The 16658-nt window shown below is 32.7% G+C and carries 16 protein-coding genes and 1 pseudogene; 6 read left to right on the plus strand and 11 right to left on the minus strand.

The genetic code is table 11. The features are described 5' to 3' along the window. Positions 1–248 precede the first annotated feature (248 nt). Both H593_RS21485 and H593_RS0104300 read left to right on the plus strand, forming a co-directional pair. The gene (locus tag H593_RS21485) at positions 249–335 is read left to right on the plus strand and encodes a GTP cyclohydrolase I (protein WP_342663070.1); all 87 of its coding nucleotides are present in this window, start codon (positions 249–251) and stop codon (positions 333–335) included. A gap of 351 nt (positions 336–686) precedes the next feature. Then, entirely contained in the window at positions 687–983 is a 297-nt protein-coding gene (locus tag H593_RS0104300; RefSeq protein WP_028871303.1) for a hypothetical protein, read from the plus strand. Positions 984–1030: 47 nt separating this feature from the next. Here H593_RS0104300 and H593_RS0104305 read toward each other — a convergent pair whose 3' ends face one another. The 10 genes and pseudogenes from H593_RS0104305 to H593_RS0104355 form a co-directional block, all read right to left on the minus strand. Next, entirely contained in the window at positions 1031–1801 is a 771-nt protein-coding gene (locus H593_RS0104305) for a CDP-alcohol phosphatidyltransferase family protein (protein ID WP_028871304.1), read from the minus strand. A gap of 39 nt (positions 1802–1840) precedes the next feature. Next, positions 1841–2308 carry a DMP19 family protein gene (locus H593_RS0104310; RefSeq protein WP_028871305.1) on the minus strand — a complete coding sequence of 156 codons (468 nt, stop codon included), beginning with the start codon at positions 2306–2308 and terminating at the stop codon, positions 1841–1843. 236 nt (positions 2309–2544) lie between these two features. Further along, a complete protein-coding gene (locus H593_RS0104315; protein ID WP_028871306.1) occupies positions 2545–3111 on the minus strand; it encodes a hypothetical protein in 567 nt (188 codons plus the stop codon). Between the two features lie 19 nt (positions 3112–3130). Beyond that, positions 3131–5530: a TonB-dependent receptor gene (locus H593_RS0104320; RefSeq protein WP_028871307.1), complete on the minus strand. Its 2400-nt coding sequence runs from the start codon at positions 5528–5530 to the stop codon at positions 3131–3133. Positions 5531–5905: 375 nt separating this feature from the next. Next, entirely contained in the window at positions 5906–6403 is a 498-nt protein-coding gene (locus H593_RS0104330; protein ID WP_028871309.1) for a DUF6787 family protein, read from the minus strand. 27 nt (positions 6404–6430) lie between these two features. Continuing rightward, positions 6431–6862, minus strand: coding sequence for a DUF6146 family protein (locus tag H593_RS0104335; protein ID WP_028871310.1), 432 nt, complete (start codon positions 6860–6862; stop codon positions 6431–6433). Positions 6863–7072: 210 nt separating this feature from the next. Continuing rightward, a pseudogene (locus tag H593_RS18470) lies at positions 7073–7712 on the minus strand (DUF937 domain-containing protein). A 107-nt stretch (positions 7713–7819) separates the two neighbouring features. Further along, the gene (locus H593_RS0104345) at positions 7820–8770 is read right to left on the minus strand and encodes a D-2-hydroxyacid dehydrogenase (RefSeq protein ID WP_028871311.1); all 951 of its coding nucleotides are present in this window, start codon (positions 8768–8770) and stop codon (positions 7820–7822) included. 138 nt (positions 8771–8908) lie between these two features. Beyond that, complete coding sequence (gene serC, locus H593_RS0104350) at positions 8909–9970, minus strand: 3-phosphoserine/phosphohydroxythreonine transaminase (RefSeq protein ID WP_028871312.1); 1062 nt, start codon at positions 9968–9970, stop codon at positions 8909–8911. Between the two features lie 103 nt (positions 9971–10073). Next, the gene (locus H593_RS0104355) at positions 10074–11135 is read right to left on the minus strand and encodes an acyl-CoA reductase (RefSeq protein ID WP_028871313.1); all 1062 of its coding nucleotides are present in this window, start codon (positions 11133–11135) and stop codon (positions 10074–10076) included. 76 nt (positions 11136–11211) lie between these two features. On the opposite strand from H593_RS0104355, the gene H593_RS0104360 reads away from it, so the two are divergent. Beyond that, positions 11212–11565: a 4Fe-4S dicluster domain-containing protein gene (locus H593_RS0104360; RefSeq protein ID WP_028871314.1), complete on the plus strand. Its 354-nt coding sequence runs from the start codon at positions 11212–11214 to the stop codon at positions 11563–11565. A gap of 449 nt (positions 11566–12014) precedes the next feature. On the opposite strand, the gene H593_RS0104370 is transcribed toward H593_RS0104360, so the two are convergent. Continuing rightward, the gene (locus tag H593_RS0104370) at positions 12015–13496 is read right to left on the minus strand and encodes a carboxypeptidase-like regulatory domain-containing protein (protein WP_028871315.1); all 1482 of its coding nucleotides are present in this window, start codon (positions 13494–13496) and stop codon (positions 12015–12017) included. Between the two features lie 470 nt (positions 13497–13966). On the opposite strand from H593_RS0104370, the gene H593_RS0104375 reads away from it, so the two are divergent. The 3 genes from H593_RS0104375 (at position 13967) to ychF (ending at position 16527) form a co-directional block, all read left to right on the plus strand. Further along, a complete protein-coding gene (locus H593_RS0104375) occupies positions 13967–14251 on the plus strand; it encodes a DUF6090 family protein (protein ID WP_028871316.1) in 285 nt (94 codons plus the stop codon). Positions 14252–14324: 73 nt separating this feature from the next. Next, a complete protein-coding gene (locus H593_RS0104380; RefSeq protein WP_028871317.1) occupies positions 14325–15212 on the plus strand; it encodes a hypothetical protein in 888 nt (295 codons plus the stop codon). A 220-nt stretch (positions 15213–15432) separates the two neighbouring features. Continuing rightward, positions 15433–16527 (plus strand): redox-regulated ATPase YchF, encoded by a 1095-nt coding sequence (ychF, locus tag H593_RS0104385; RefSeq protein WP_028871318.1) that lies wholly within the window; start codon positions 15433–15435, stop codon positions 16525–16527. Positions 16528–16658: the final 131 nt, after the last annotated feature.

The raw sequence follows: 16658 nt of genomic DNA on the forward strand, positions 1-16658 counted from the left end.
TTTTACATCTATTTTTATTAAAAATAAGTTCTAAGTAAAATTTTATAGAAAAAAGTTGAAGACTACAGTTTTCAGGTAACAGACAATTTTTAAGATCATTACAAACAAATTATTGAAGATTTAGGTGAAGATACTAGTCGAGATGGGCTCTTAAAACATCAAAAGGCGCTTCAAAAGCTATGTGATTTTTAGCGCTAGGCTGCAATTAAGATATTGTCTCAATATTAAAAGATGTCATATTTAAAGAAGTGTACAATGATCTGGTCATCGTAAAAGATATCGATTTATATTCCCTTTGCGAACATTATATTCTTCCTTTCTTGGAGTTAGTTTGAATCGCATACATCCCAAAAATACATATTGTAGGACTAAGTAAAAAATCGAGAATTGTAAATGTTTTTGCGTGCAGGTTCTAAGTACAAGAACATTTAATACAACAAATTTTAGGTTATGCTATCCTACTTTAAACCCAAAGCTTTCGCACTCGGCAGTGAAGGACCTCGTCTGAGTATAATGATACCTAGTGTTCAAAAACAGAATGATGTAACTACAGTGCCATAATTTAGAGGTGCTTTTGAATCTATAGGATCTAGAACAGAATTTCAAAACCACAGTAATGTAAAGTTGTCATAATTCTAATTTTGGAATGTTATTTGCTTTATAGTAAATTAATTACAATACATTTTATGATACTTGAGAATACATCAAAAACAAAAAAATTAGTAATAGGAATCTGTTTTGACGCCTTGGGTTATGTCTCATTTATTTTTCCGCCATTTGATTTTGTTTGGGCACCAGCATCTGCTTGGTTAATGACTAAACTTTATAAAGGTCGAAAAGGAAAAATAGCTGCCGTCATATCATTTATTGAAGAGGCTTTACCTATGCTTGATATCATTCCTACATTTACATTAATGTGGTTGTATACGTTTGTGTTTTCTTCGGAAAAGGATAATGGTAAGACCGTTATTGATGATAACTAGTTATCAATAGAAATAGGGAATTGTTTATACAATATTAGTGAGCATTACTACCTACCATAAAACCCTTTGCGTATCCCAATAAAAATAAAGATCATTACGGAATACCCAATAAAAAACGGAATGATATAATCCTTTAATCCTAAGACCAAAAGAATCGCAATAAGCAACAACTGAAACCCTAATCCAAACGTAGAAATAGAGGTCATTAGCCAATTAGGTGTTATTTTCCCTCTAGATGCATTCTTATCTAAAGTATAGATGGCTTTGTCAAAGTTTCCGTAGAGAATCTTATAGAGCTTAAACAGAATGTTAACATGACTTTGTTTTTCGCCTTTTAAAGCAATAGGTGTTTTATTTTCAAAAACACGACTCGTCGTATCGCCATCAAATTGATTTCTTAAAATAACATAATAGTAATTATAGAGTGTGCCTTGAAGTTGAATCCCTATAAAAGCTAAAATAGTAGCCCAGATATTAGAATCACTAATATACCAAACAGCTATTAAAATAATTGCATTTAAAATAATATCAGATACGGAATCTAAATAGCGACCTGTATAAGAAGGGGTTTCTTTTATTCGCGCGAGTTCACCATCTGCAGCGTCAAGAATAGATTTTAAAACTAAAAAGAAGGCAGCGGCCCAGAAATAACCGTAGAGAATACAAGCGACTCCTATTAATCCTGAAATGACAAATGCAATAGTGACGTGAACAGGAGTGAAACTAGTATTTTTTAAGGATGTAGCGATGATTCGCGCAACAGGTCTTCCATAGTCTGAAAGATCTAAAAATTTATGTGCTTTGGGTAATTTTGACATGTATAATCATGAAAATAAAGTGTTGTGGAATATACCAAACTAATATTCGAATGTTGATTTATGTGTTTTGATATAGTCAATTAATAAGTTAACAATATCTTCCTTAGAATTTAAAAATGAGTCTTCAATAACATTCCATTTTGACGCTATTGAATCGTCTAAATTTGCCATAAAAGACCGTCTGAAAATAATATCTTTAGGTACAGGTAATTCTGGAAAACTTTTAATCGCTTGATTTACTAATTCTACAGATTCCTTTGCACCAACGGCTTCATACGCTTCTAATACTTCATGAGCATAGGTTCCAGACGTATTATAGAAAAAATTAAAAACACCACCATTAACAAGTTCACTCTCAAAAATATCAATATAAATAAATGTTTGTTCTGGTTGTGATAACTCTGAAAAGTCATTGATTTCACTGGCTTTATTCCATAACACGGTGCCAATGAGTTCAATAATCTCAGTGCCTTGATTTTGGTGTAAAGCGAAGTCTATTTCTGTCAAAAAAAAATATTTAATTTTAATTTGCAAAGATAAGGCTTATTTAGCTCTAGTGGTAGTAATGTGTGTTTTCAATGTGTAAAATGGATATTTATAAAAAATGATTAATCAGTATTCATGAGGGATCTAAATGCTTGTTTCGGACATCTGAAACGATCACATTATTAGTTAATAATAAAAAAGCTCTCAACTATGACGTTGAGAGCTTTTACGAATTTAGGGTTATGTGCCTCTTAATACTATTCTATAGTAAAAGGAAAAGTTACTGCGATATCGGTTTCTCCGCCAGCATTAGTAATATCTCCACCACTAACACCTTCTGCTTCCTTATTTGGTTCATGCCTTAACGTTATAGTCATTGTGTCGTTCCCAACTGTAGTTGTGGTTAAAGAAAATAATAAGCCTATTGGGTTATCATTGCCATCTTCATCTCCATAAGCAAATGTTACTAAATCGCTGCTGTTGGAAAAGAAAAACTGATGGTCATTCGCTTCTTCTTCAATTTCTTCTCTAATAGACTCTGCTGGATCTGTTGTTTCATTTAATAGATTCAAACTACCATTATACGTTGTATTTGCTAGTAATGCAGACGAAACTGTAATGACAGGAGCATCTGGTCCATCGCCATCAAGATCTCTAAATTCCATTGTAATTGGAGTTCCATTTGTAGCGTTAAGAGTCGCAATTAATGTTGTAATAACTTCTTCTTCATTTACAGGAACTGGATTGACGTCGTCATCATTAGAACATGATATAAAAAATAGGCTTACAAGTGTTAATACGAATATTGATTTTATGTTTTTCATTGTTATATAATTTTAGTGTTTAATAATTTATTTTTAATTGTAGCATTATGTTTCGTCCAAGATCATCGGCAAAATATCTTAATCGATTTAAGTAGTTTCTATAAGAAACGTTTAATAGGTTTTGTATACTTATCCCAACATTTAGGTCTGCTTGATCTGATAAACCAAATGTGACATCACTATTAAAATGCAACAGATGATAAGTTGGTGGAGGTGTGCTTATATCTACTAATACAGTTTGATTGGTTGTTGGGATAAACGCCTCAAAATTATTATCTGGAAATTCATTTTGGCGAAAGACCAATTCACTTTGCAGCTCTGCATTAAAGTTTAGCCATTGTTCATTGTTGTATTTTAAACTATTCATGGTGTTGTTAGATGGCATATCTATAAGAGGTCTGTTCAAATCCAAATCGTAACCTTTCAATAAAGAGGATCTATTTCGAAATGACCAATGATTAGAAATCACATAATCAACTGAGACATCTAATCCTACGAGTGATGCATTGGTTTGTTTATAACTCCAGACGGGAAATGCACCCCTTATCGTTTGCTGCGTCCCTGTGGGTTCAACATAAATGAAGTCATTGACATGGTTATAGAATGCTTCAAAATTAAATCTCATTTTTTTCGAAGAAAAAAGATAAGAAAAAGCAAAACGATTAGAGGTTTCTTGGTTTATCCTTAAATCTCCTAATTCTATTCTCGCGGCAGAGTGGTGGAGACCATCACTAAATAATTCTGACGGATTTGGAGCTCTATTAGACAAGCTATAATTAAACAGCAATGCGTGATGTTCATTAATATCATAAGTTGTACCTGCTGAAGCTGAGAAATTATGATAATCAAATTTCGGATTGGTGAGCAATTGGGTACCCAAGTCTTCAATAACAAAATTATTAAAATCAATATCATAACCTTGTTCTTGCCAGCGTGACGTTTGATAAAACTTTTTGGCATCGTAGCGATTAAGATCATACCGTACTCCAAAATCTATTCTTAATTTATCATTAATTTTAAAATCGCTGATGGCGTAAATTCCGAAGTCATATTTATCATAATCAGGAATAAGGCGTCTTACACCAGTATTTGGATTTGCAAAATTGTTTTGGTAGTTTGCTGACAGACCAATTTCATAAGTATTACCAATATTACTATCTAGTTTTAAATTGGTTTTTATACTATGTGTTTTTAAAGTAAGGTCTAATGCAGGTTTATTTCGATCGTCTCCAACTCTAAGATCATATTCTAATCTTTGATTATTTTGAAAATCATATTGAATATCAAGTCGACCAAACTTTTTAAAACGTTTATAGAATTCCACTTTAAATACTTGATGTGTAACATCTTGTCTTGGCGAATTAATATCATAACTAAAACCGTCAACAACTTGAGGTTGTTGGTTATTGATTGCAGTTACTAAATCTCCAATATTACCAATATGAGATGATCTTAAAATACCTATTTCGTTATTTAAAAAACTATAAAACACATTAAATCCTTGTTCAAAAGTTTGATAACCAGCGTTTATTGAAAAACTTTTAGAATCTAGTCCTGTATTTGTGAGACTATAATCTGGTGCTTCAAAATCACCATATCTTTTAAGAGTACCTTGACCAGAAATATACCAACCTTTAGTATAAGTCTTAGTGAGTTTAGATGATAGGCTATAACCTCTACCGTTGGTTTGAGCACTTGTGATTGTTTTTCCAAATAAGGAATCTTTTAAAAATATCCGTTGCGGATTCATAATCACCACACCTCCAATAGCATCTCCTCCAAAAGCCAAAGCTCCAGAACCTTTTATTATAGATATGCTCTCTGCTGAATTAATATCAATATTTGGTGCATGTTCAATTCCCCAATCTTGATCTTGTAAACGCACGCCATTGATCATTACAATAATTCTGCTACTATGCAAACCATTAATTACAGGTTTAACTATGGTATTCCCTGTGTTTAGAGAGCTAACACCACTAACTTGCTTTAAGGCATCACCTAAGCTACCAGAACTGAATGCTTCTAAATCATTAGATTTTAACACCGTTTCTTGGCTTGTATTTGCTTGCGTCTTTACAGCTGAGCCCTTGACTCTTATTTCTTCAAGTTCCTCAACATGATGCTCTAAATTGATATTAAAGGTTGTGTTACCTTTAACTTCGATTTGTAAAAATTTAGTATCACAAGCAATATGAGATACAGTGATATTATAAATACCATCACAAAGGTTTATAAATTGAAAATCACCATCTAAGTTAGTTACAGCATAGGTATTAAGACTTTCAATATACAGGGAAGCACCTACAATTTTGCTACCGTCATGAAAGTCATCAATCGTACCACCTAGTTTAGAATTGCACTTTTGAGCCACTACGAGTAATGAAAAACACATAGCAACGATAGTTACAAAAAACTTCATTTACTTTTTGTTTAATTAAATAATCTAGATAAATAAATATTTAAATTAAACTAGGAGGGCCTCGAAGAGAATAAGATAAGGGCCGATGACTATGTAAAAAAGTATAATTAAAATTAATATTTTCAGTAATACATTCACGAATTAAAAGTTCGCTATTGTTTTGAATAGTTAAAAAATGAGTGAATGCTGTAAATTTGTACAGTTCACAATGTAAATCTTTAGCATGGAGGTGAGAGTCTATCTGCTTATCTACACAAATATCATGTTGGTGCTCTTGAAATATAAAAGTAGATTTAACAACCATAGGAAGCATCAGCACCACTATTACTAGTAATGTAAAGAGCCTTAAAACATGATGTAATCTATGGTGTTGCATTAATTTAAAAATCTTCCTAGTCCAAAACGTTTGAGCATTTTCTTTTCAAACTCCCAGAAAAATTTAAACTGACCAAAAAGCCAACCAAAACTCACCAAAAGAATTTGATAGAATATCATGCCAATGATAATAAATAATACCCAATAAAGAATAGGGTTTAAGTTTTCTTTAGTAATTCCTATAGCTCTAATTATAGGCTTTCCCACAAACATAGAAGATGATCCTGTGATTGCAAATACCATGAATATTCTAATGATTTCCCATCTATGCGTTACAGCCCATTTATTTTCTAATTTTTGAAAAAGAAACAGTATGAATTTTAAAATTGCTGTAAACAAAATTACTGCCAGAATAACAGTGGCAGTAATATGGTATGTTTTTGTGAGGAATAAAGCGAGTTTAAAACTGCTGTAAGCCAAACCTAAAAGTCCAATTAATGGAAATAGTAACTGCCAATTATCTTGGATGTCCCATTTTTTTTTAAATGCTTGTAACATAGCTCGATTTTGCGATGCAAAGATAATTTAAATTCTAGGAACAAATGACGATAATTGTTGCTTATACGTTAACTGAAAGTAAATGAAATAGTTATATAATTTATAATTGACATCATAACCATAATCTGTGTTAGAATTATAGTCTATTTGTAGTTCATAAAGGTTTTGGTCATATCGTTGTATCTGCATAACTCTATTGTTCCATTCTATAACCATTTGTTGGTTTCGTGTTTCCATAAAATTTTGAGAATAATAACCTTCTGGTCTGGCAATAGAGGCGAGCCAAAAATTAAAACCAGGTTCAATTATGATAATTTCATATTCAAGGTCATCATTTGCGATGCGCACAATATCTTCTTCAGGTATGTCTGCTTCGATATTATTGTTAGAAATTATTTTTGACGAACCACAGCTTACAAAGAGCAGCGCGAGAATTAAAAGTTGAGTAATACGTTTCATGGCGTTATTTATAGTTTAAAGTTACAAAAATCAATTTGAAGCAAATCGCTTTCAAAAGTCATTTTCTTATTTTGTTTAACCCAAAAGTATATATGCTGTGTCGTATAATAAAACGATAATGAGTGAGTGCGACTTATCAATGAGTAAAATCACAAAAAGAAAAGCCAAACATGATGTTTGGCTTTTCTGTATATATATTATAAACTTAATTTATTTTCCAAAAAGCCCGCCTAATAAACCGCCTAAACCCCTCTTTTTATTTGCGTTACCTAACACCATTCCGGCAACATCATCAATAACGCTACCATCACCATCAGCATCTAATATCTTTTTTACGAAACGTTGTTCTTCTTGAGTATTACGGCCACCAAGTAAGCCACCAAAGAGTCCGCTAATGTCATTTGAGGAACTTATGTTATTTTCTCGTGTTTGTTTTCCTAAAACCGCCATTAAAATAGGAGCTGCTATTTTAAGAATATTTTCGACAGAATCAATATCCACTACAGACTTCTCAACAATAATTTTCTCAATACCTTGTTTTTTACCTCCAAGGACATGGTTTAAAATTCTATCTCCATCATTTTTTACTTCATCATTAACTCCCCCTCCAAATAAACCGCCAAGGTTATCTAAAATACTTCCATCATGCTTGCTATTAAGCGCACCCATTAAGCCTTCTGCACCTTCTGTTTGTTGTTTAAGTATTTATCTTCATCGCAGCCATTAAAACTGGCAATGCCATTGTCAATACATCTTGGGTTTTATTTTGTGGTTGTTTTGTATCGTTTGATACACCACTAATTATAGATTGACCAGGATCACTGTTTAATAAGTCTAAGATTCCTGACATGATTTCATTTAAATAAGATTAATAAATGGGTACTTTAGAGTACAAAAAAAAAGCCCTAACAATTAGTAGGACCCCTTTTTGACTTAAAAGTCACATTTTATGACGATTTATTTTAAAATACTTATTATTTGATCTGCCAACTCAGTACCAATTCTATCTTGAGCTTCATTGGTTGCAGCCCCAGTATGAGGCGTTAAGGATAGCCCAGAATTCATTAATAATTGAATTTCTGGATTTGGTTCTTTTTCAAAAACATCTAAAGCTGCTCCTAACACTTTGCCACTTTCAATCGCTTTTACTAAAGCAATTTCATTAACTACTCCGCCTCTTGCGGCATTAGCAATAATTACACCATCTTTCATTTGTTTAAAATCTGCTTCGTCAATAACATAATTTTTTTGAGCAGGTACGTGAAGTGTTAAAAAATCTGATTGGTTTAAAACCTCCTCTTTAGAAATCGTGTTAATTTCAAAATTCACTTTTTGACCATCAAAAAAATCAAGCTCCAAATTTACTTTACTTAAGAAAGGATCAAAAGCAATTACTTTCATTCCTGCTCCAAGTGCGACTTTAGCTGTAGCTTGTCCAATACGGCCAAAACCAAGAACACCTAAAGTTTTACCTTTTAATTCTATTCCTTTTGCATAAGCCTTTTTAAGACCTTTAAAGTTAGCATCACCTTCTAAAGGCATGTCACGATTTGAATTATGTAAAAAACGTGCTAAGCCATAAAAATGAGCGAAAACTAATTCTGCAACAGAGTGTGAAGATGCTGCAGGTGTATTGATAACATGCAGTCCTTTGTTACGAGCGTATTCTACATCTATATTATCCATACCAACACCACCACGCCCAATAATTTTTAGGCTAGGACAGTTGTCAATAATATTTTTTCTTACTGTTGTAGCGCTTCGCACTAATAAAACAGAAATATCATTCTCTTTTATGTAGTTTTCTAGTTGCTCTTGTGCAACAGTTGTAGTGGAGACCTCAAAACCTGCTTTTGTTAACACATCTATTCCGCTTTGTGATACACCGTCGTTTGCTAATACTTTCATATTTAAGTTAAAAGTTAAAAGTTAAAAGTTAAAAGTTAAAAGCTCAGATAACAATTGAGCAGTCAGCTTAAAGTTAAATTTATATTTTTTGAGTCTGAGTAAGCACTGCAAACAGCAAGCACCTAGAGCAAACTTGTTTTACGCTTTGCGTTCTAATTCACTCATGACATCTACGAGCACACCAACACTTTCTAATGGTAATGCGTTATACATAGATGCTCTATAGCCACCTACACTTCTGTGACCGCTTAATCCATTGATTCCTGCCTCATTTACCATTGTTTCAAAGGTTTCTTTTAAATCTCCATTGGTTAATGTAAATGTAGCATTCATTGTAGATCGATCTGTCTTTGCTGAAAACCCTTTAAATAAAGGATTGAGATCAATTTCAGAATAAATTAATTGTGCTTTTTTATTGTTTTCTTTTTCAATCGCTGCAATGCCTCCTAAGTCCTTTAACCATTCTAGAGTTAGCATTGATGTATAAACCGCAAATACTGGAGGCGTGTTAAACATGCTACCCTTGCTGATCTGCGCTTTGTAATCCATCATTGATGGTATTTGACGAGATACTTTCCCTAAAACGTCTTCTTTGACAACAACTAAAGTCGCTCCTGCAGGACCCATGTTTTTTTGAGCTCCCGCATATATAAGATCAAATTTTGAAAAATCGATTTCACGAGAAAAAATATCGCTACTCATATCACAAACCATAGGTACAGAGGAGTTCGGGAATTCTTTCATTTGAGTCCCAAAAATCGTGTTGTTAGAGGTGCAGTGAAAATAATCGGAGTCTGTAGGAATATCATATCCTTTCGGAATGTAATTATAGTTAGCCTCTTTAGAAGAAGCAACCTCAAAAACATCACCATAAATCTTTGCTTGTTTAATAGCATTATCACTCCATGTCCCAGTATTTAAGTAACTAGCACGCTTTTCTAACATATTGAAAGCTACCATTAAAAATTGAGTACTCGCACCTCCTTGTAAGAATAGTGCTTTATATCCTTTTCCTTCTAGTCCTAATAATTCTAATGCTAAAATTCTCGCATTTTCCATAACATCTACAAAAGGCTTGCTTCTGTGTGAAATTTCTAGTAGAGATAAACCATTATCAAAATTTATTACAGCTTCAGAAGCTTTTTGTAGAACGCTTCCTGGTAAAATACAAGGTCCAGCGCTAAAATTATGTCTTTTCATGAAAATATTATGTTTCATTTCCGAGGATTCGGAAACCTATTTTATTGATTTTTACAAAGGTCGTAAATTCTATAAAAAAATGTATTAAGAATATGATAATTTATTAACAGATTGTCAACGAAAACGCAATAGTATCAACGTTATCTGCATAATCCCATAAATTTGGTAATTGAGTTTGTCCAAATTTAATTTCGTTATCTAAAAACCCGCTAGAAACCACACATTGTATGGCATCGCTTTTATCTTTTAAAGTTGCTTTTAATGTTTCTTCGGAATCATAGTACTCGTAAAACATCGTTGCGATAGGAGAGGAGAAGCTTTCGTCTTCTTTAATCATTAGAAACCCGTTTTCTAGCATCTCAAACTGACTCATTAAATATACAGCCTTGTTGTAGTCGTAGTTATTAGCGTATTTGTTTTCATGGATTATTAGATTCCAATGATACATCGCTTTAAAGAATTTTTGGAAATCATAGTCTTTTGGTACAAATAGTTTTGAAACATTTCTACAACCTAAACCATAATATCTAAATATGTCTTCAGAAAGGGCTATGAGCTCGTCATCACTCTCTTTTCCAGTTAAAATGGCTAAAGAATTTCGATTCTTTCTAATTACCGAAGGTTTATCCTTAAAGTAGTATTCAAAATAGCGCGCTGTATTATTACTTCCTGTGGCAATTACTGCATCATAATTTTCTATTCTGCCTTCTGTAAAAGAGATGCGGCCTTTAAATTTTGGTTCAATATGCTCTAAGTATTTTGCTAAAAACGGAAGTAGTTGTTTGTCATTTGAAGATTGCTTTATTAAAACTTTCTGACCAGAAATTAAAACTGACAAAAAATCATGAAAGCCAACTAGAGGAATATTTCCTGCCATTATAATAGCGATTGTCTTTAGGTTTTCTGTATCAAAGTTATGCTTTTCTATCCATTTGTTAATATTCCTATCAGTCAATTGGTTAGACCAACCGTTTAAAGAGAAAAGCACATTCTCTTTTGTAAACCAACCGTTGTGCTCTTGAGCTAATTTTATTTGGTGTTTAAAACCGTCAAAAAACAACTCATTATGTTCAATGTGGTCTTTTTTTTCAAATCCTTCCGAAGAAAACTGGCTTAAAAAATTTCCTAATTTTACAAATGCGTTAATTCTTTGTTGTAAATCCATGTTGGGTTTGGTTATACGATGTTTTGGCTTTATTTTTGCAATTGCAAATTTACGCAAACAAAAAAGATAAATTACTATGGCAATTATTATAACAGACGAATGTATTAACTGTGGCGCATGTGAACCAGAATGTCCAAACACAGCAATATATGAAGGTGCAGATGATTGGAGATATAACGATGGTACGAGCTTAAAAGGAAGTGTTGTTTTGCCAAACGGAAAACAGGTTGATGCAGATGAGGCTCAAGAGCCTATTAGTGATGAAATTTACTATATTTCACCAGACAAGTGTACAGAATGTGTAGGCTTCCATGACGAGCCACAATGTGCTGCAGTTTGTCCTGTAGATTGCTGTGTTCCTGATGATGATCATGTGGAAACTGAAGAGGTCTTGTTGGGTAAGCAGAAGTTTATGCATCCTGATGGATAAAAAGAGACTGAAATACATTCAACATAAATAATTTAATCCTGAGCTTTGGCTCGGGGTTTTTTGTATTAGTATTCCATTTTAAGAAAATGGTCGCAGAGCTTTTAAACAGAACTATGATTTCATAAATATTTCATTCTTATTGCAATGGTATTTTGGAACTAAGAATCGTTTTTCTTGATTAGTGGTGTATTTGTAAATTCCTTTTTAGGAAGTAAAAAAGATAAAGATAATGGGTTCTCATATGGTTTTGACAAAGTAGATTACGTTGTTTCTTTTGGTGTCAGTTGTTTTCTAATGCCCAATGAACATTCCGATTTGACTTTAGAATACAGAAACGAATATTAATTTGTGGACAGCACAACTTTAATTTACCAAGGCAAGATTGGATAAATAAAAACGAACACCGTTAAATTAATTCTTACGTGTAATATTATTGTATGGAAAGAAGATTAATTCTCTTTTCCATCAAAAGCTTTAAGTTCTTCTGTAGGAGCAAGCGTTTGTTGTCCGCTCCAAGTGCTATTGTTATATTTTTTCAGTACATCATAGGCAACCACCTCTTTTTCTTCAAGAGTTTCAAATGTCAAGCGATTTAACCTAGTAATAGAGGAAAAGAGGACTTCTTCACGGGAGATTGTATTTCCAATAATTTTAAAGTTAAACGTAGTTTTAGGTCTGTCAGAGCTGTTTTCTATAAATTTTAAGGGTCTGTTGAGATAAAAATACTGTCCAGATTCATTTTTAATATAACGAGGCTCGTATATCGTCTGATCGTTTTGTTGGTAGATGATTGTTCCTGTATTTACGTTTTCGATATACTTAACACCTAAAAGTAGTTTTAAATTGATCTTTTCGCCTTGTTTACCTTTAGCATATTTATAGTCTAGTTTGAGAACACCATAAGTGTTCTCAGACACGTATAAGCTTCCGCTAAAATGAGCAGAAGACCTTTTAGGTTCAAACGTTATGAAATAAATTACATCTCCATTAATTACACTAGCATTTACTAGCGTATAGTCATATATTTTAGTATTAAGAATTGTTTGAAGCATACTGCCTCTTCCCGTTTGCGATTTCTGTAATACAGACCATGTATTTTTTTTCAAATCTTCAATTTTAAACTCATCTAAATCTTTCTCGTTGTCATCATCACCATCATTCAATGACAAAGAATCTTCAATTTTAAACAACCCCGTTTTTAATTTATACGTCATCGTGGTATCTAAATAGCGCAATACCGTGTTTTGAGCATTTTTTTGTATAGCCTCTAAAGACATCTCATTATTTGAATTAATGATTTTTGTAGCTTTTTCAACGTTGAGCTTTTTGAGACTGTCATCCAAGACGTTTAATGTTCCAGAATAATCTGTGAAGTACACCGCTTTTCTGTTCAAAATACTGCTTCCCATTGCAGCGAGTTCCTTATTTGCTGATGCTAATTGACGTTTTTTAACTTTTGAAGATTTTTTAATCTCTAAATCGAGATTTTCAAAATTGGTATAAGACGTTTCTCTATAGAAAAAATTATAACTTAAAGCTTCGCTCTTGTAATTCTTAATTAAATTTTCACTGACTCTAGAAATAATAGAATCCACATTAGGCTTCGTGTTTGTTAGATAAATAGCGTCAAGTTCATTTATTGCAGGTGCTAACTGAATGATATAATTGTTGGATTCTAAATCTTCTAGGGACATCGTTAACGATTGGTAGCCTAAACATGAGAACTCAATCATATTGGCATCTACATCTTTTAAATTAATTACAAACTCACCTTCTTCATTAGAAATCACACCTTTGTAAGGTGCAGTTTGGACAGCTACAAAGGGAATGGATGCATTAGTTTTACTATCTATAATTTTTGCAGTTAGTTCCTGAGCGTTTAAAAAAGGACTTAATAATAAAAGGACTCCTAAAATGAAAAATGCTCTCATGTGTGGTGGTTCGTATAATGAAGACGTTTAGAGTTTTATTTTGTTACTGATATATTAATTTTTTTTTAATATGTAATAACATTACAATTTTTTAGATCAAAGATGTGTCATCATAAAAGTTGTCGTTTCGTTTTATAAAAATAAGAAATTTGTATCTAATTATTTAGCTTAAAAAATAAATAGAGTTCACTTATGCAGTTCTATTTTAAAAAACTAATTTTCTTACTGATTGGAATGCGTAATTGATAGGTAGTAAATTAGTTGCGAACCAATAAGGCATTTGCTTTCCTGTCTGCTTAAGGGAGGCGAGAGAACTATACATGATTAAATTCTTTAGATTATCAAAGTGTAATTTTGAGAAACAAAATCAGATATCCAGTGGACATCTGGTTGAGATAACCGCTCGCGGAACAATTAAAACAACAGATAGAACGAATGATTAAATTCTTTAGACATATTAGAAAAACCTTATGCAGCAAAAGAAGTCATTTAAATACTTTAAATATGCCATAGGTGAGATTGTGCTCGTCGTAATCGGAATACTTATAGCGCTCCAAATTAATAATTGGAATGAAACAAAAATTCAAAAACAAGAATTAAATGATGTCTTACAGAGTGTTGCAAATGACGTAAATTCAGATCTTAGAGAACTCCAATTGTTATCAGCCGCAAGAGCATATATTAAAGTAAAAAGTGATTCTGTAACGAGTCATTATGTGCCATTAAAAAAAAACAATTACACTTCAAGAATCTGAAAACGTAATTTTTACGTTTGTAAACATTTCAAATACCATTCAGTTTAGCCCTAATTTAAGTGTTTTTGAGTCTTTGAAAAACTCTACTTATTTTGGTAAAATTCAAGGTGCTGATTTAGCTTTATTATTGAGTACTTACTTTACCAATGCAGATAAAATTAGAACTAGAGAACAGGGATACAATCAAAATTATGAAGTTTTAGAAAAGGATTGGGATGCCAATTTTAGAAATAATGGTCAAAATGTATTCTTGAAACCATGGGAAGCTGGAGATATTGCAGTTCTGAGTCCTCGGTTTTTAGAAATTTTAAGAGATAGTTTTACCTTAAGTATTCTAGAAACTTCTGGCTATGAAGTGTTTTTTGTTAAATCATATCAAGAACAGATTATGATGGGGAAGAAGCTTGTTGAGATGATACGTGACTCAAAAACCACATTTGATCAACAAACGAAGCTTGAACTTAGTGGTGTACTGTATTCTTTTGGAGATGCCGATTTTTTAAGCATACTAACTAATGGTAAGGCACCCACAGGATTTAATTTGAGGTATATAGCATCTGATTTATTCGCCAATTATCAAATTAGAGAAAAAGATTATGTCTCCATTGAATATCCTGCAAATCATTTCGCATGGGCATCCTCTTATTTTACAGTGGATGCTTTTTACGGTAGAGTGAATGAGATGGATTTTTCTCCCTATTCAAAAGTGTTTATTGAAATGAGAGGTGAACAGGGAGGAGAGCAATTTGAAATTGCGATGAAAGATGTTAATGATCCTCCAGATGGCAGTGAAACCAAACTTAAAATAATAGTAACTAAAGAGTGGAAGGTCTTCGAAATTGATACTGAGCAATTTTTAACTGCAGATATGAATAGAATAATGGTGCCTCTAGCATTTGTTTTTGTAGCAGCTGTTGGCAAGATGGTACATATGCGCTCGGTGCAATTTAAAAAAGAGTAGCGCAGATAAGAGGCGAGCGCCTAGAGACTAAAGGAGTTTTATTAGCGAAATTTGGATTACTAGCTTCATGAGTAATATAATTTAGAGACACAAGTCTAACGAAATTTACTTAACAATCATTTCAAAAAAATATAATCCAATTATTCCACTAATTAACTACATTTGCAGTCGCAAAAAAGAGTTTTCCGTAACTACGGAAACAACCAAATAAATTTACTCGATGAAAGCTGGAATTGTAGGATTACCAAACGTAGGAAAATCAACATTATTTAACTGTTTATCTAATGCTAAGGCGCAAAGTGCTAACTTTCCGTTTTGTACTATAGAACCTAATATTGGCGTAGTTAATGTGCCAGATGCAAGACTTCAAAAATTAGAAGCTTTGGTCAATCCAGAACGTGTATTGCCAGCAACTGTAGAAATCGTAGATATTGCAGGATTAGTAAAAGGCGCAAGTAAGGGGGAAGGTTTAGGAAATCAATTCTTAGGAAATATTCGTGAGACAGATGCTATTCTTCATGTGTTGCGTTGTTTTGACAATGATAATATCATTCACGTTGATGGCAATGTAGATCCTATTAGAGATAAGGAAACTATCGACATGGAGTTACAGCTTAAAGATTTAGAGACTGTTGATAAAAAATTAGATAAAGTAAAGCGTGCTGCAAAAACAGGTAATAAGGAAGCTCAAAAAGAGGAAGCCGTTTTATTAAAACTAAAAGCAGGTTTAGAGGCTGGAATATCAGTTAGAGCTTTAGAATTTAGTGATGAAGATCAAGAAGAGTTTGTGAAACCAGCACAATTAATTACTGCTAAACCTGTCATGTACGTTTGTAATGTAGATGAAGAAAGTGCAGTATCTGGAAATGCTTATGTGGATTTAGTGCGCGAAAACGTAAAAGACGAAAATGCCGAAGTTTTGGTATTAGCAGTGGGTACAGAAGCAGATATTACAGAATTAGACGATTACGAAGAGCGCCAAATGTTTTTAGCAGATATAGGTTTAGACGAACCAGGATCTGCAAAACTAATTCGCTCAGCTTATAAATTACTAAATCAACAAACCTATTTTACAGCAGGTGTGAAAGAAGTTCGTGCTTGGACTGTTAATGTTGGCGCAACTGGACCTCAAGCGGCAGGAGTTATTCATACCGATTTTGAAAAAGGTTTTATTAGAGCAGAAGTTATTGCTTATGAAGATTATGTTGCTTTTGGTAGCGAAGCTAAAGTAAAAGAAGCTGGTAAAATGCGTGTAGAAGGTAAGAACTACGTTGTTAAGGATGGTGATGTGATGCATTTCCTGTTTAATGTATAATTAAATTTATTTTAAATAATATTTTAAAGCCAACGTTTTTGAAAACGTTGGCTTTTGTGTTTTTACAAAAAGAATTTCGTTGCAATTATTAGAATTGATACAATTATCAAAGCAAACATCTAGACCTGTTT

The organism is Psychroserpens burtonensis DSM 12212 (genome assembly GCF_000425305.1).
Taxonomy (GTDB): Bacteria; Bacteroidota; Bacteroidia; order Flavobacteriales; family Flavobacteriaceae; genus Psychroserpens; species Psychroserpens burtonensis.

Excerpts from the sequence above, each read along its gene's own strand:
- H593_RS0104300 (WP_028871303.1), top strand. The coding sequence starts at position 687 with ATGATACTTGAGAATACATCAAAAACAAAAAAATTAGTAATAGGAATC.
- H593_RS0104375 (WP_028871316.1), top strand. The coding sequence starts at position 13,967 with ATGCAGCAAAAGAAGTCATTTAAATACTTTAAATATGCCATAGGTGAG.
- H593_RS0104345 (WP_028871311.1), bottom strand. The coding sequence starts at position 8,770 with ATGAAAGTATTAGCAAACGACGGTGTATCACAAAGCGGAATAGATGTG.
- H593_RS0104355 (WP_028871313.1), bottom strand. The coding sequence starts at position 11,135 with ATGGATTTACAACAAAGAATTAACGCATTTGTAAAATTAGGAAATTTT.
- H593_RS0104370 (WP_028871315.1), bottom strand. The coding sequence starts at position 13,496 with ATGAGAGCATTTTTCATTTTAGGAGTCCTTTTATTATTAAGTCCTTTT.
- H593_RS0104305 (WP_028871304.1), bottom strand. The coding sequence starts at position 1,801 with ATGTCAAAATTACCCAAAGCACATAAATTTTTAGATCTTTCAGACTAT.
- H593_RS0104320 (WP_028871307.1), bottom strand. The coding sequence starts at position 5,530 with ATGAAGTTTTTTGTAACTATCGTTGCTATGTGTTTTTCATTACTCGTA.
- H593_RS0104330 (WP_028871309.1), bottom strand. The coding sequence starts at position 6,403 with ATGTTACAAGCATTTAAAAAAAAATGGGACATCCAAGATAATTGGCAG.
- H593_RS0104315 (WP_028871306.1), bottom strand. The coding sequence starts at position 3,111 with ATGAAAAACATAAAATCAATATTCGTATTAACACTTGTAAGCCTATTT.
- serC (WP_028871312.1), bottom strand. The coding sequence starts at position 9,970 with ATGAAAAGACATAATTTTAGCGCTGGACCTTGTATTTTACCAGGAAGC.
- H593_RS0104360 (WP_028871314.1), top strand. The coding sequence starts at position 11,212 with ATGGCAATTATTATAACAGACGAATGTATTAACTGTGGCGCATGTGAA.
- H593_RS0104335 (WP_028871310.1), bottom strand. The coding sequence starts at position 6,862 with ATGAAACGTATTACTCAACTTTTAATTCTCGCGCTGCTCTTTGTAAGC.
- ychF (WP_028871318.1), top strand. The coding sequence starts at position 15,433 with ATGAAAGCTGGAATTGTAGGATTACCAAACGTAGGAAAATCAACATTA.